Here is a 13,496-nt window from a genome sequence, read left to right as displayed (position 1 = left end):
AGGTCCGGGGTGACGTGAGGGGTGGGGGGGAGACGGGGAGTGCCGTGCAGCTGAGAACAGCGCAGCCCTGCCGCCGAACACCCTTTCGCCGCCCTGGCCACACATTTAGGTCCACGCCACCTTGCCCTCGGGCGTTGCGAACGGTTACTAACGCATATGCCGCTTCCGCATTCGCCCGTTTCCGTGCCTGAACCGCCCACCGGCCAGTTCGACGGCACGCAACACCTGTTTGCGGTCAGGACCTATTTCGAGGACACCGATGTCTCGGGGGTCGTCTATCACGCCAATTACCTGCGCTGGTTTGAACGCGCGCGGTCCGACATGTTGCGGATTGCCGGCATCGACCAGCGCGCCGCGCACGATGCAGGCCTTGGCGCCTATGCCGTCACGGATATCGCGCTGCGGTACAAGGCGCCGGCGCGGCTCGATGATGCGGTGCTGATCATCAGCCGTGTCGCCGATGTCTCGCCGGCGACCTGTCGGCTCGATCAGGAGGCGTGGCGCGACGATCACTTGCTGTGTGCCGCCACGGTGCGTGTGGCATTTGTCGCGCCCAATGGCCGGGCGCGGCGTCAGCCGCCCGAATGGGTCGCTACTTTTCGGGCCCTGATCGGCCCAGGCCCGGACGAAATACCAAAAAGGATGAAAGTCAGCGCATGATCCTGCAAGTGCTAGCCGCCGGTGCGACCGGTGCGCCGACCCAGCTCAATCCGGTCGAATTGTTTCTGCACGCCGATATCGTCGTCGAATCGGTGATGGGCGGGTTGCTGATCGCATCGGTGGTGGTGTGGATGATCATCATCGGCTTCACGATCCGGCTCAATGTGCTGGGCCGCCGCTGCCGCACCTACGAAGCCGCATTTTGGGAAGCGCGCGATATCGATGCGTTTCAAAAGGAACAGGCGGACAAGGACATTCCCACCGCGCGCGTCGTTTCGGCGGCGCTGGGCGAATGGCGCCGCTCGACCGCCGGCAAGACGATCGACCGCGATGGCACGCGCCAGCGGCTGAACGTGGCGATGGAAGGCGCCGTGACCGAGGAAAGTGACCGGCTGGCCACGCGGCTGAATTTCCTGGCGACAGTGGGCACGGTCGCACCATTTGTCGGGCTGTTTGGTACGGTGTGGGGCGTGATGGACAGTTTCTTCCGCATCGGCGCGATGCAGAATTCGTCGCTGGCGGTGGTTGCGCCCGGCATTTCCGAGGCGCTGTTTGCCACCGCGATCGGTTTGTTCGCCGCGATCCCGGCGGTCGTCGCCTACAACCGGTTTTCGCACCGGGTGAATGCGTTCGAGGCCGGGCTGTTCCGGTTTTCGGACCGGTTTCACGCCACGCTCAGCCGCGAACTGGAACAGTAAGCCGTGGCGATAAATATGGCATCACGCGGCGGCGGGCGTCGCCGGCGGGGGCGGGGCCGCAGCGCGCCGATGTCGGAGATTAACGTGACGCCGATGGTCGACGTGATGCTGGTGCTGCTGATCATCTTCATGGTCACCGCGCCGATGCTGACCGCGGGCGTGCCGATCAACCTGCCTGACAGCAAGGCCGAAGCGCTGAAGCCCGAACCGCATGCGATCACGATCAGCATGGATGGCGAGGGCAGGGTGTTTCTCGATACGCAGGAACTGGCGCCGGGCGAACTGGGCGACCGGCTGAACGCGGTGGTGCGCGATGCGGGTGCGACAGTGCCGCTGGTGACCTTGCGCGCGGATAAAAAGCTCGATTATGGCCGGGTGATCGCGGTGATGGGCGAATTGAATGCCGCAGGCTTCAAATCGATCTCGCTGGTCACCAACGGTTCAGTTGCGGCGCCATAAGCCGGATATAATGCGCAGCTCATCGGGTCTGACACGGGAAGAGGCAATTGGCCTGGGCGCTGCGATCGCGGCGCATATCGCGCTGATCGCGGCGCTGACGATGTCGCCGCTGGGCCGCAAGGTCCAGCCGCCGCCGCAGCGGATGACCGTCACGATCGCCGATACCGTTTCCGACCAGTCGACTTCGCCCAAGCCCGCTGCGCTGGCCGCACCCGACAAGGGGCCGACGCTGGGCGAGCCGGACCAGGCGGACGAGCCCCAGCCGGTGGCCGTGCCGGTTCCCCAGCCAAAGCCGGAACCGGTGGTGGTGCCCAAGCCGGTGGTGAAACCGAAGCCAAAGCCGCTGCCCGAACCTGCGCCAAAGCCCGAGCCGAAGCCGGAACCCAAGCCGAAGCCCGAACCCAAACCGGTTCCCAAGCCGAAACCGGCGCCCAAGCCCGAGCCGAAACCGATCGCGAAAGCAAAGCCCGAGGCAAAGCCCAAGCCCGAGGCCAAACCGAAACCGGAGGCCAAGCCCAAAGCCGAGGCCAAGCCCAAGGCCGAAACGAAAACCGAGGCCAAACCCAGGACCGATGCCAAAGCGACGGCCAAAGCCAAGCCCGAGGCCAAATCCGGCGATGCACACGCGCATCCGCATCCCAAGACAACCGGCGCGAGCAAGATCGACAACGACTTCCTCAAGGGGATCAGCGGCGTATCGAGCCCCGGCACCGACAAGGTCGCGCCTGCGGCCAAAGTCGCAACGGTCTCGTCCGCCTCGCTGGTCAGCGCTGTCGCCCATCAGATCAAGCCGCACTGGAGCGCGCCGCAGGGCGTCGATACCGAACAGTTGGTGACAGTGCTGGCCTGGACGCTGAAGGCCGATGGCTCGCTCGACGGGCGTCCGACCGTGGTGTCGCAGACCGGGATCACCGATGCCAACCGCGCGCAGGCCCAGCGCCACGCCGAAATGGCGATCCGCGCGGTCGAGCTGGCCGCGCCGTTTTCCCTGCCGCCGGCGGCCTATAGCCAATGGCACCGCGTTTCCGCCTTTCGTTTCGACCGCAAGCTGTCGCAATAGGATTTTTGCCCGATGAAGTTGATCAAACGCCAAGGCTTTGCGTTCGCGGCCCTGCTGGCCAGCTGTCTCGGCAGTGCGGCGCTGGCGCAGCAGCAGGCCATTCCGGCTTCGAACGCAGCGCCGGATGCGGGCGGCCTGACCGGGTCGGTCACCGATGACAGCGCCTGGCGTGATCTCGGCATCGCGATCCCGGCATTTCCGACCGACCGGTCGGTCGCGACCGCTGCGGATGGCGGCAATACCGAGGCGCTGGGGCGCAATTTGGCACGCGTGGTGTTTGGCGACCTGAAGAACAACGGCCTGTTCAAACCGACCGGGCCGGATGCTTTGCCCACGATCCAGTATGGCGAAGTGGCCGCGCCGGCCTTTGCCGGATGGCGCGCGCGATCTGCTGAAATGCTGGTCCAGGGTTTTGTCAAAGGCGCGGCGAACGGCCAGATCACCGTCGGCTGCTATCTGTACGATGTCGCGCTGGGCAAGGAATTGATGCGCCAGGGCTATGTCGTGCGACCCGAGGAATGGCGCCGCGCGGCGCACAAATGTTCGGACATGGTCTATGCGCGGCTGTCAGGCGAAAGTCCGTTCTTCGATTCCAAGATTGCCTATATCGCCGAGACCGGGCCCAAGGATCACCGCCGCAAGCAACTGGCGATCATGGATTCGGATGGTGCCAACCACCGCTTCATCACCAATGGTCAGACGACTGCACTGACCCCGCGGTATTCGCCCAATTATCGCCAGATCGCGTATCTCAGCTATCTCGACGGGCGCCCGCGCATCTATGTCTATGACATCGGCAGCGGGCAACAGCATCTGGTGACCGCCACCAAAGGTCCGACATTTGCGCCGCGCTGGTCGCCCGATGGCAAATTCATCCTCTATTCGATGGCGATCGCGGGCAACACCGATATCTACCGCGTGCCCGCCACCGGCGGCGAATCGCGCCGGCTGACCAACACGCCCGGGATCAATATCGGCGGCAGCTATTCGCCCGACGGCAGCAAAATCGTGTTCGAAAGCGACCGCGGCGGCAGCCAGCAGGTCTATGTGATGAACGCCGATGGATCGGGCGCGCACCGCATCAGCTTTCACGGCGGACGCGCGGCAACGCCCGAATGGAGCCCGCGCGGCGACCAGATCGCATTCACCTGCATCTGCGGAAACCTGCGCGTTGCGGTGATGGACCCGCAAGGGCACAATCTGCGCTATCTGACCGACAGCTGGCAGGACGAAGCGCCGACCTGGTCGCCCAATGGCCGCATCATCCAGTTTTTCCGTACCGAAAAAGGCAGCGGTCATACCAGTATCTGGCAAGTCGATCTGACCGGGCGCAATGAACGGCGTCTGAAAACCCCGGTCGATGCGTCCGATCCGGCGTGGGGCCCGGTCTTGCCATAACCTTTCGAATTGAACTTTTCCAGGTCAGGCGCAGGTTGGCGCAGACCGAATATGGAGCATACCAGCATGTCACCCAGGCTCGCTACGATCCGCCCCTCTATGGTCCGTCTGGCTTCGCTGTCGCTGCTGATTGCCAGCGCCGGCCTTGCCGGTTGCGCGCACAAGCCCAAGGAATTGCCGCCGCAACCCGGTGGCGCCGGCATGAGCACCAGCAATGGGCAAGGATATCCGCAGTCGCAGGGGCAGCAGTCCAACGGGTCCGCGCCGGGCAGCCAGGGCGATTTCCTGGCTTCGGTGATCTCCGACACAATTCATTTCAGTCTCAACGAATACGGCATCGACAGCGAAAGCGAGGGCGTTCTGCGCAGCCAGGCGCAGTGGCTGTCGAAATACCGCAACAAGACCGTGACGATCGAGGGCCATTGCGATGAACGCGGCACCCGCGATTACAACCTGGCGCTGGGCGAACGCCGTGCCAACGCGGCCAAGAACTACCTGATCGGGCTGGGTATCGATGGCGGGCGCATCACCACTGTCAGCTATGGCAAGGAACGCCCGATCGCGCTGGGGTCGGACGAAGCCAGCTATGCCCGGAACCGCCGCGCGGTGACCGTAACTGTAAATTAACCGCCGCGCGGTGACCGTAACTGTAAATTAACCGCCGCGCGGTGACAGTCACCGTAAACTGATCACGTTTGATCGATGAGGTGGCACGACCGGGGCATGCAAATGCTCCGGTCTTGTGCTATCGTGTGTGCCGCCCGACGATTGTGTCGGGCGCTTTGTTTTTGAGTCGGTAATGACGCGCGCGACACGATCGAATGACTGGGGCTTTCCGCGCTGGGGCGGATACGGCGGATCGCGCGAGGCCGCGACGATCCGGATGTGCGACCGCGCCGGATGCGATCAGCCGGGCAATTGCCCCGCGCCCAAATCGCCCAATCTGCCCGATCGCTGGTATTTCTGCACCGCGCATGCGGCGGAATACAACTCCGGCTGGAATTATTTCGAAGGGCTGGACAAGGAAGAAGCCGCGCAGCGCGAGCGCAGCGAAAGCAACGAGGCCGCCGGCTGGCAGTCGTCATCGTGGGCCGCCTGGGGCGGCTCTGGCGACGGCAGCCGCAGCCGCGACGAATTGCGCGCACTGGAAGCGCTGGGCCTCGATCCCGATGCGGAGTTCGAAGCGGTGCGCAAAGCCTGGCGGACCAAGGCCAAGCTGGTCCATCCCGACGTGCGCCCCGGCGATGCTGCAGCGGCGACCGAATTCCAGCGCCTCCAAGTGGCGTACGAAGTCCTGCGCGCCGCCGAAGACCGCCGCGTGTGGAAAGGCCCGCAAGGCGAAGTTTAGTCTTGTTGCGCCCGTTATGGTTTGTGTTGGGCGACCGCTGCATCCAGCAATTGGGCGATACGCTTTTCGTCAGGAAACCCTTCGCCGACCCACTGATCCTCGATCTGGCGCAACAGTTGCGCGACAAGCGGCCCCATCGAGATTCCGCGTGCGACGATCGCGCCGCCTTTCAGCGGAAACCGCGGCGCAACCCAATCCCGCAATCCCGCCACGCTTTCCCCTGCCATCAACAATCGATCCATCGCGCCGGTTTCCCCCAACCGATACGCCAGCGCACGCGCATCGCCGGTCTTGCGCGGCGCTGCGCGCATCAGCCGTTTGCGTTGCGCGCCGGACAGTCGCAGGCGCGCGGCGATCGCATCCACCGCGGCCGGATCGGCAGGCAGCATCGCGGCCAGCCGCCGCAACGGATCAGGCGGGACGCTGTCGCGGCGCTCGGCTGCAACCAGCGCGGGCAGGGCGCTGGCATCCGCCTCGGGCAGGACTTGCGCCAGCACGCCGAGTTCCGCCATGCGCAACATGGCGGGTGCCGGATCGGCATGCGCAAGCAGTTGGATCAATTCCCCTGCCACCCGTTCGCGCGACAGGCCTTTCAAACCCGGTGCCAGGTCAGCGCAAGCCGCCTCGGCCTCGGTATCGGCAGGCGTGCCGCCAAACCGCGCCTGAAAGCGGAAATAGCGCAGGATACGCAAGTAATCCTCGCGAATGCGCGCCCGCGCATCGCCGATGAACCGCACATGCCGCGCCGCCAGATCCGCACGGCCACCGAAATAATCGTCGATCGCGCCCGTGCGCGGGTCGGCATAGAGCGCGTTGATCGTGAAATCGCGGCGGCTGGCGTCTTCGCGCCAGTCGGCCGAAAACGCGACGGTGGCATGGCGGCCATCGGTCGTCACATCGCGTCGCAGCGTGGTGATCTCCACATGGCCGCCGGGCAGCACGGCTGTCACCGTACCATGCGCAATTCCGGTGGGCAGCGCGCGGATCTGTGCCGCCGCCAGCCGCGCCAGCACCGTGTCGGGCAGCAAAGTGGTCGCCATATCGATATCCTTGATCGACAGACCCAGCAGCGTATCGCGGACCGCACCGCCAACCCAGCGGCACAAACCTTCGCCATCGGGATCGAGCGCCGCAACCAGCGCGGCCAGGTCGTCACGGCGGGTCCAGCCCGCCGCCGGCAGCACGTCGCTCACCGCCAGGCGATCCGGTGCGACAGATTGGCGATGATCCCGCCGGTCACGCCCCACACGCGGTGCCCGTGCCACACAATCTCGATATATTCGCGGCGCTGGTCGTTCCATTCCGCCGATTTCGGCACCTGGTTGGCGGGGTCGATGACATAGCCGAACGGCGGCTCGAACCACTGCGCCACTTCGGCGGGATTGGGCGTGATCGTGATCGTACCGGGCACCACCGCGAGCACGGGGGTGATGTCATAGCCGGTGCCGGTGTGAAACCGGTCGGTTTCACCGACCACGCGCACAAGTGCAGGGTCGATCCCCAGTTCCTCCTGCGCTTCGCGCAGGGCAGCCTCGATCGCGGTTTCGCCCGGATCGATCTTGCCGCCGGGGAAGGCCGCCTGGCCGGGATGCGCGCGCATGGTCGTGGGGCGATGGATCAGCAATACGCCCGGGCCATCCGGATGGCCGGGCCGATCGGTCACGGCGATCAACACTGCGGCGGCGCGCAATGCGACACCGTCCGGCGCGCGCCAGTCGTGCCACGGCGCGGCGGTCTGCTGCGCGTGACCTTGTGCCAGCAGCATGGACAACCGATCGAACAGCGCGTCGGTCACGTGGGCGGCACCAGCGCGAAATGTTCGCCGGCACTTTCCACGCCTAGCGCGTCGGGCGCCGACACTGTCAGCGCATAGTCGATCAACTGGCCATACGTGCTGCGGTTCAGGCGCGCCTCCGTGCCGTAGCGCACACCGAGGTAGAACGCGGGCACATCCGCGCTGCCTGCGGTGCGCAGGCGATGTTCGGGCCCGGCAAGAACAAGATCGTCGGTGTTGAGCCGGAACGCCAGCACTGTGCGGCCGGCCTCGTCATGGCGCACCTGCATGTCGGTGGCGATGAAGGCGGCGTCTTCGACGACGAGCGCCAGGTTTTCGACCGGCGTGCGAAGATAATGCGCGCCATCGGCATCGCGCACCAGCAGCGCCGAAAACGCGCGCACCATCGCCGGGCGGGTGATCGGCCCGCCATCGTGAAACCACGCACCATCGGCCGCGATGCGCATCAGGCTGTCGCCCGATTGCGCCGGCGTCCATTTGTCGATCGGTGGCAGACGGCGCTCGGCAACGGCTTGCGCCAGTTCGGCCAGGCTCATCGCGGCAAGGTCAGGGGGCGGTGTATAAGGCATCCCGAACCTTTATCCGACCACGTCAGCCGCGCCAAGGACCCAGAGTGCCCTCAACGGGCAGAACCGACGGATTGGCCGTGCGGCACAACAGGCGATGGCGTTCGAACGGGCCCGGCGCCTGCCAGTTGCCGGTATGTGCGTTCGAAAACGCAAAAAAGCGTTCGTAATACTCAGGGTCGCCGATCAGCACTTGCGGCAGCGGCGCGCGCGGGTCGATCGCGGTCACGGCTGCGGTGACCAGCGCCTGGCCATAGCCTTTGCCCTGCGCAGCCGGCATCACTGCAACCGGGCCGACCATGATCATCGGATGGCGGCGGCCGGCCGGATCGGTGAGCGCGATCGGCCAGCACTGGATCGTGCCGGCGAGCATGTCGCCATCATCGAGCGCGGCAAACGACAGCGCGGGCAGCCATTCGGTGCCCTCGCGCAGGCGGTAGGCCGTGCGCCGGTGCCGTGTTGGCTCGAACGCGGTGTCGAGCAGCGCCTCGACCAGTTCGGGATCGACATCGGCGAGCGGGATGATCGTGGACACTTTGGACAGGGCTTTCGGGTTCCGGCTTTCGGCCGATAGCGGCCCCGTCTCCCCATCGCAACCGTTTCAGCCGTCGGCAAAGGCAAAGGGTGCGGCGGCACGGCGATAATCGTCGGGCAGGATTTCGCGGCCCAGCGGCGGCTCGGCGCGCGCGGTGCATTGCGCGCGGTGGCACAGCCGGCAGGTCATGCCGATCGGGGTGGGGGCAGGGGGCGTATCAGCCTGCGCGTAAACAAGCCGCGGCGCATGTTCGGCGGCGCACACGAGTGCGATCGCACGCGTTACCGTGGGCCGGTCATACGCGCTGCCGCCATGGGTCACCGCGCGCGCCACCGAAAAAAACCGCTGGCCATCGGGCAATTCGAGCCATTGCGTATGCACCGCATGCGGCGCGGCGAACGTGCGGTGCACATTCCACAACGGGCAACCGCCACCGTGCGCCGCAAAAGGAAAGCCCGCGCCGTCGACCCGTTTTGACACATTGCCCGCCGCATCGACGCGCAGGAAAAAGAACGGGACGCCCTGCAATGTCGTCAACCGGTGCGCAGCGCGCTCGAAGTCGACGCCGAACATCCCGGCGAGTGTGTCGATGTCGTAGGCGCGCGCTTCGGCCGCGCGCGCAAAGTCACCAAGCGGCATCAGGATCGACGCGGCGCCATACCCCGCCAGCGTCCGCCGCACGAGTTGCGCAGCGGTCGCGCTGGCAAAGGTCTCGCCGCGCACAAGCGCGGCCATGTCGGCGCGCATGGCCGTATAGGCGATATGCAGCGCGATCTGCCACTGGCGCGCCGCCTCGGGCAAGGCGTCATCGATCTGCAATTGTTCGCCATGCCGGTCATACCGGCGCAGCGCCCCCATCATCACGTCGCCGGGCAGAAAGCGCACCCGGATGCCTTGTTTGCGCAGCCATTCGACCGGACCTGCGCCGCGTGCGATCTCGTCCGCCAGCGCCGCCCCGCGCGCATCGAGCGCGGGAAAATGGTTGCCAGCGCGCGCGATGAACCGCCGCGTCTCGCCTACGGCATCGGTCGCCGGATCAGCCCCGGTACCTTCACGCAGGCCGGCCAGCGCCTGCTGCTCGCGCGCATAGGCGCCGTTCAGCCGCAGCATTGCCTCGGCCACGCCGGGAAAGCTTGTTGCGATATCGGCGATTTCCAGCGAGGTGAGGTCGATCTCGGCAAAGATCTGGTCTTTCAGCATCAAGGTCAGTCGCTGCGCATAATCGTCGCGCTCGTCGGCGGCCAATTCGCTCATGTCGAGTTTGTACGTGCGCGCCAGGCGCAGCAGCAGATCGGCAGTCAGCGGCCGCTGGTTGCGTTCGATCAGCGCAACATAGCTCGGCGAAATCGCCAGGTCTTGCGCCATCGCCTGTTGCGTCAGGCCCAGTTCGCGCCGCAGGCGCTTGATGCGTGGTCCCAGAAACAGCGGGCGCGACATCTGTTCGCGTTTGGACATGGCGGCTCCGTACGTGTCTGCACAACTATACAAGCATTTCCTGTAAAGTTTGACAACATGACTTCGTGCGCCATTCCGCGCGCCCTGTCCGGGCGCTAATCCCGCGTCAACACCACGCGACAGGATTGACCATGACTTACCAGCAGACCATTGCCGACGCCGACACGGCCATTGCCACCTTCGGCCAGCATTGGGACGGCATCGAGGCCGAACCTGCCGCGCGCATGCGCCTGCAGAATCGGTTCCACACCGGGCTCGACATCGCGCGCTATACCGCAAGGATCATGCGCGCGGACATGGCCGCCTATGATGCTGACCCAGCCAAATACACGCAGTCGCTGGGTTGCTGGCACGGCTTTATCGGACAGCAGAAGCTGATCGCGATCAAGAAGCATTTCGGCACCACCAAGGGCCGGTACCTGTACCTGTCGGGCTGGATGGTTGCGGCACTGCGCAGCGAATTCGGCCCGCTGCCCGATCAGTCGATGCACGAAAAGACCAGCGTTCCGGCGTTGATTGCCGAGCTGTACACGTTCCTCAAGCAGGCCGATGCCCGCGAGCTGGGCGGGATGTTCCGCGATCTCGACAAGGCGCGGGGCCTTGGCAACGCGGTCGAGGCGCAGCGTATCCAGCATGCTATCGATCACTATGAAACCCATGTCGTGCCGATCGTTGCCGATATCGACGCAGGTTTCGGCAATGCCGAGGCGACGTATCTGCTGGCCAAGAAATTCATCGAGGCCGGCGCGTGCTGCATCCAGATCGAAAACCAGGTTTCGGATGAAAAGCAGTGCGGCCACCAGGACGGCAAGGTCACTGTGCCGCACGAGGATTTCATCGCGAAGATCCGCGCGGTTCGCTACGCATTCCTCGAAATGGGTGTCGATGACGGGATCATCGTGGCGCGCACCGACTCGCTGGGCGCCGGGCTGACCAAACAGATCGCATACACACGTGAGGCCGGCGATATCGGCGACCAGTATAACGCCTTCCTCGATTGCGATCCGGTAGAGACGGTCGGTCATGGCGAAGTGCTGATCAGCCGCAATGGCGCGCTGATGCGGCCGAAGCGGCTGGCGTCAAACCTGTTTCAGTTCCGCCCCGGCACGGGCGAGGACCGCGTCGTGCTCGATTGCATTTCCAGCCTGCAGAACGGCGCAGACCTGTTGTGGATCGAGACCGAAAAGCCGCATATCGGCCAGATTGCAGGGATGGTGAACCGTATCCGCGCGGTCGTGCCGCATGCCAAGCTGGTCTACAACAATTCGCCCAGCTTCAACTGGACTCTGAGCTTTCGCAACCAGGTGTTTGATGCGTGGTCGGGGGAAGGCCGTGATGTTTCCGCCTATGATCGCGCGCGGCTGATGAGCGCGGATTACGATGCGACCGACCTCGGCATCGAGGCCGATCGCCGCATCCAGACTTTCCAGCGTGATGCGGCGCGCGAGGCCGGGATATTTCACCACCTGATCACGCTGCCGACGTACCACACCGCTGCGCTCAGCACCGACAACCTGGCCAAGGGCTATTTCGGCGATGCGGGCATGCTGGCCTATGTCGAAGGCGTGCAGCGGCGCGAAATCCGCGAGGGCCTGGCCTGCGTGCGCCACCAGAACATGGCCGGATCGGACGTGGGTGACGATCACAAGGAATATTTCGCCGGTGACGCCGCGCTGAAAGCCGGCGGCGCACACAACACGATGAACCAGTTCGCAGCATAACAGGAGAGCACAAATGGCAGAACCCCAACGGGCCCGCGCGGTCCTTTCGACCGAAGATTTCAAACTGATCCGCGAGGCGGTGCTGTCGCATCTGCAGAAGATCGAGGATACGCCGGAGTCGGTGAAATTCTCGAACCTGTACCATCGTTTGGGGAGCGCGCTGGGTCGGTAATCGGGAGGTACTGTGGGGCGGTGCAAATACGCACTGCCCCATTCTACTCCGGGGTCATCCACCGCGTCAGAACGATCCCCACTTTCGTCATCCCGGACTTGATCCGGGATTGTGCTTATTTTGCCTGACGAGCCATGGATGGGAACGGACGACCTGGCGAAATCGAGATGACGCGCCCGGACCATCCGGCAGCCCATCGAAGAAGCACAGCCCCGGATCAAGTCCGGGGCGACGTGCAGGGTGGGGCCAAACCCCTCCATAAACCTTGGCGAGTGGGGATCGTCTCCATGCCAGCCCCTCCTCTGGAAGGAAGGGAAGTCAAGGCGGCCTACTGTTTCAGTGTACTCGCCAGATCAGCCAGATGCCCATCGTTGGGCAATGCGGTGATGCCCAGCAGTCTGGTCATCAGCGGATAGATATCGACATTGGGAAAGGGCGGGATCACCTGGCCGGTGTTGAACGCGGGGCCGTTGGCGATGAACAGTGCGCCCATCAGCGGGTCGTGAATGTCATAGCCGTGCGCGCCTTTTTCGACACCGGGGTGCGCGGTCTGGCCGCGGGCAAAGCTTTCATGCGTCAGCACCAGCCAGCCGGTTTCGACCGCGCAGACCACATCGGGCACACGCGGATTGCTGCCGTAGTGCAGGTCGGCGGGGATCTTTGCCTTGTCCCAGCACTGCATGTGCGGCTGGTGGTGCAACAATGTATCGTGCACCGCTTTGGCGCGGGCGGTGTCGGGGATGTTGATACCGACGATCGTCCCGTCGAACGACACTTTGACTGCCGGAACGTCGATCAGGTCATCGAGAAACACCGGGTTTCCGGGCTTGATCGGCGCCATGCCGTGATCGGCCACGATGATCAGGTTGGCCGCAATCCCGCGCGCTTTCAACCCCGCGACCAGCCGCGCGATCGCGGTATCGACAGCGGTGATCGCGATGTTTACCTCGGACGAATCCGGGCCGAACGAATGGCCCGCACCATCGACGGTTTCGAAATACAAAAGCTCCAGGGCAGGGCGCTTGTCGGCCGGCAGGTCGAGCCAGCCGAGCACCGTATCGACACGTTCGGTGTAGGACACCTTGCGATCGAAATCGCGGAACAGGCCGGGCAGGGTGCCCTCGTGCGGCACCGCGACGCCGGGCCAGAACATCACGCCGCTATGCACGCCCGCGCGTTCGGCGGTGATCCAGATCGGGGTGCTTTCGCCCCACCAGCGTTCGTCCTTGCTCGCCATCGAAAACGCCGCCGGCATCGCGGGGTCGGCAAAGGCGTTGTTGATGATGCCGTTGTGATCGGGGACCAGCCCGGTGACCAGCGCGGTGTGATTGGGAAACGTGACCGAAGGAAACGACGGGATCATCCGTTCCGCGCGCACGCCGCCGGCGGCTAGCGCGGACAGCGTCGGGCTGACGCCCCGGTCAAGATAACCGGCGCGAAACCCGTCGATCGAGATCAGGATGACAGGTGCCGGATCTGCCAGCGCTGGCGCCGCCATCCATGCGAGGGCCAGCGCAAGCGTCGCGGTCAGAATTCGCATATCGGCCCTCGTGAAAAACCGGCAAGGAGAGAGCGTTAGACTTGCTTGGTTTCACGTAAAAGACAATTTGCGCCTACCCGCCCGCCTAC

At 64.7% G+C, this 13,496-nt stretch carries 15 protein-coding genes; 9 read left to right on the top strand and 6 right to left on the bottom strand.

The annotated features are described in order from the left end of the window. The first annotated feature begins 156 nt into the window (after positions 1–156). The 7 genes from ACOOE2_RS12580 (at position 157) to ACOOE2_RS12550 (ending at position 5,623) form a co-directional block, all read left to right on the top strand. Positions 157–660 carry a YbgC/FadM family acyl-CoA thioesterase gene (locus tag ACOOE2_RS12580; RefSeq protein ID WP_420383342.1) on the top strand — a complete coding sequence of 168 codons (504 nt, stop codon included), beginning with the start codon at positions 157–159 and terminating at the stop codon, positions 658–660. After that, the gene (tolQ, locus tag ACOOE2_RS12575) at positions 657–1,358 is read left to right on the top strand and encodes a protein TolQ (protein WP_420383341.1); all 702 of its coding nucleotides are present in this window, start codon (positions 657–659) and stop codon (positions 1,356–1,358) included. The genes ACOOE2_RS12580 and tolQ overlap by 4 nt, the downstream gene beginning before the upstream one ends. A 3-nt stretch (positions 1,359–1,361) precedes the next feature. Then, on the top strand, positions 1,362–1,817 hold the full coding sequence (locus tag ACOOE2_RS12570) for an ExbD/TolR family protein (RefSeq protein WP_420383340.1): 456 nt from the start codon (positions 1,362–1,364) through the stop codon (positions 1,815–1,817). A 10-nt stretch (positions 1,818–1,827) separates the two neighbouring features. Next, complete coding sequence (locus ACOOE2_RS12565) at positions 1,828–2,877, top strand: hypothetical protein (protein ID WP_420383339.1); 1,050 nt, start codon at positions 1,828–1,830, stop codon at positions 2,875–2,877. Positions 2,878–2,889: 12 nt separating this feature from the next. Beyond that, positions 2,890–4,275, top strand: coding sequence for a Tol-Pal system beta propeller repeat protein TolB (gene tolB / locus ACOOE2_RS12560; RefSeq protein ID WP_420383338.1), 1,386 nt, complete (start codon positions 2,890–2,892; stop codon positions 4,273–4,275). A gap of 66 nt (positions 4,276–4,341) precedes the next feature. Continuing rightward, the gene (gene pal / locus ACOOE2_RS12555) at positions 4,342–4,902 is read left to right on the top strand and encodes a peptidoglycan-associated lipoprotein Pal (RefSeq protein WP_420383337.1); all 561 of its coding nucleotides are present in this window, start codon (positions 4,342–4,344) and stop codon (positions 4,900–4,902) included. A gap of 172 nt (positions 4,903–5,074) precedes the next feature. Then, positions 5,075–5,623: a J domain-containing protein gene (locus ACOOE2_RS12550; RefSeq protein ID WP_420383336.1), complete on the top strand. Its 549-nt coding sequence runs from the start codon at positions 5,075–5,077 to the stop codon at positions 5,621–5,623. Positions 5,624–5,637: 14 nt separating this feature from the next. On the opposite strand, the gene ACOOE2_RS12545 is transcribed toward ACOOE2_RS12550, so the two are convergent. The 5 genes from ACOOE2_RS12545 to ACOOE2_RS12525 form a co-directional block, all read right to left on the bottom strand. Further along, positions 5,638–6,816: a CCA tRNA nucleotidyltransferase gene (locus ACOOE2_RS12545; protein WP_420383335.1), complete on the bottom strand. Its 1,179-nt coding sequence runs from the start codon at positions 6,814–6,816 to the stop codon at positions 5,638–5,640. Beyond that, the gene (locus ACOOE2_RS12540; protein ID WP_420383334.1) at positions 6,813–7,418 is read right to left on the bottom strand and encodes an NUDIX hydrolase; all 606 of its coding nucleotides are present in this window, start codon (positions 7,416–7,418) and stop codon (positions 6,813–6,815) included. The genes ACOOE2_RS12545 and ACOOE2_RS12540 overlap by 4 nt, the downstream gene beginning before the upstream one ends. Then, positions 7,415–7,987, bottom strand: coding sequence for a DUF1285 domain-containing protein (locus tag ACOOE2_RS12535; RefSeq protein ID WP_420383333.1), 573 nt, complete (start codon positions 7,985–7,987; stop codon positions 7,415–7,417). Before ACOOE2_RS12535 ends, ACOOE2_RS12540 begins: the two co-directional genes overlap by 4 nt. Before the next feature lie 22 nt (positions 7,988–8,009). Continuing rightward, positions 8,010–8,519 (bottom strand): GNAT family N-acetyltransferase, encoded by a 510-nt coding sequence (locus ACOOE2_RS12530; protein WP_420383332.1) that lies wholly within the window; start codon positions 8,517–8,519, stop codon positions 8,010–8,012. A 66-nt stretch (positions 8,520–8,585) separates the two neighbouring features. After that, positions 8,586–9,974 carry a helix-turn-helix domain-containing protein gene (locus tag ACOOE2_RS12525; RefSeq protein ID WP_420383331.1) on the bottom strand — a complete coding sequence of 463 codons (1,389 nt, stop codon included), beginning with the start codon at positions 9,972–9,974 and terminating at the stop codon, positions 8,586–8,588. Positions 9,975–10,105: 131 nt separating this feature from the next. Between ACOOE2_RS12525 and ACOOE2_RS12520 the strand changes: the two genes are divergently transcribed. Further along, complete coding sequence (locus ACOOE2_RS12520; RefSeq protein ID WP_420383330.1) at positions 10,106–11,695, top strand: isocitrate lyase; 1,590 nt, start codon at positions 10,106–10,108, stop codon at positions 11,693–11,695. A gap of 13 nt (positions 11,696–11,708) precedes the next feature. Continuing rightward, positions 11,709–11,867, top strand: coding sequence for a hypothetical protein (locus ACOOE2_RS12515; protein WP_420383329.1), 159 nt, complete (start codon positions 11,709–11,711; stop codon positions 11,865–11,867). Between the two features lie 328 nt (positions 11,868–12,195). On the opposite strand, the gene ACOOE2_RS12510 is transcribed toward ACOOE2_RS12515, so the two are convergent. Then, on the bottom strand, positions 12,196–13,407 hold the full coding sequence (locus tag ACOOE2_RS12510; RefSeq protein WP_420383328.1) for an alkaline phosphatase family protein: 1,212 nt from the start codon (positions 13,405–13,407) through the stop codon (positions 12,196–12,198). Positions 13,408–13,496 lie beyond the last annotated feature (89 nt).

It is taken from the genome of Novosphingobium sp. (assembly GCF_965214355.1).
Classification (GTDB): Bacteria; Pseudomonadota; Alphaproteobacteria; order Sphingomonadales; family Sphingomonadaceae; genus Novosphingobium.
Note: the sequence above shows the minus strand (reverse complement) of the source record. Positions and strands in the feature narration are given on the sequence as shown.

Bases quoted from the DNA above. Each gene is read 5' to 3' on its own strand.
- pal (WP_420383337.1), top strand. From the start codon at position 4,342: ATGTCACCCAGGCTCGCTACGATCCGCCCCTCTATGGTCCGTCTGGCT.
- ACOOE2_RS12580 (WP_420383342.1), top strand. From the start codon at position 157: ATGCCGCTTCCGCATTCGCCCGTTTCCGTGCCTGAACCGCCCACCGGC.
- ACOOE2_RS12535 (WP_420383333.1), bottom strand. From the start codon at position 7,987: ATGCCTTATACACCGCCCCCTGACCTTGCCGCGATGAGCCTGGCCGAA.
- ACOOE2_RS12520 (WP_420383330.1), top strand. From the start codon at position 10,106: ATGACTTACCAGCAGACCATTGCCGACGCCGACACGGCCATTGCCACC.
- tolB (WP_420383338.1), top strand. From the start codon at position 2,890: ATGAAGTTGATCAAACGCCAAGGCTTTGCGTTCGCGGCCCTGCTGGCC.
- ACOOE2_RS12565 (WP_420383339.1), top strand. From the start codon at position 1,828: ATGCGCAGCTCATCGGGTCTGACACGGGAAGAGGCAATTGGCCTGGGC.
- tolQ (WP_420383341.1), top strand. From the start codon at position 657: ATGATCCTGCAAGTGCTAGCCGCCGGTGCGACCGGTGCGCCGACCCAG.
- ACOOE2_RS12515 (WP_420383329.1), top strand. From the start codon at position 11,709: ATGGCAGAACCCCAACGGGCCCGCGCGGTCCTTTCGACCGAAGATTTC.
- ACOOE2_RS12525 (WP_420383331.1), bottom strand. From the start codon at position 9,974: ATGTCCAAACGCGAACAGATGTCGCGCCCGCTGTTTCTGGGACCACGC.
- ACOOE2_RS12550 (WP_420383336.1), top strand. From the start codon at position 5,075: ATGACGCGCGCGACACGATCGAATGACTGGGGCTTTCCGCGCTGGGGC.
- ACOOE2_RS12510 (WP_420383328.1), bottom strand. From the start codon at position 13,407: ATGCGAATTCTGACCGCGACGCTTGCGCTGGCCCTCGCATGGATGGCG.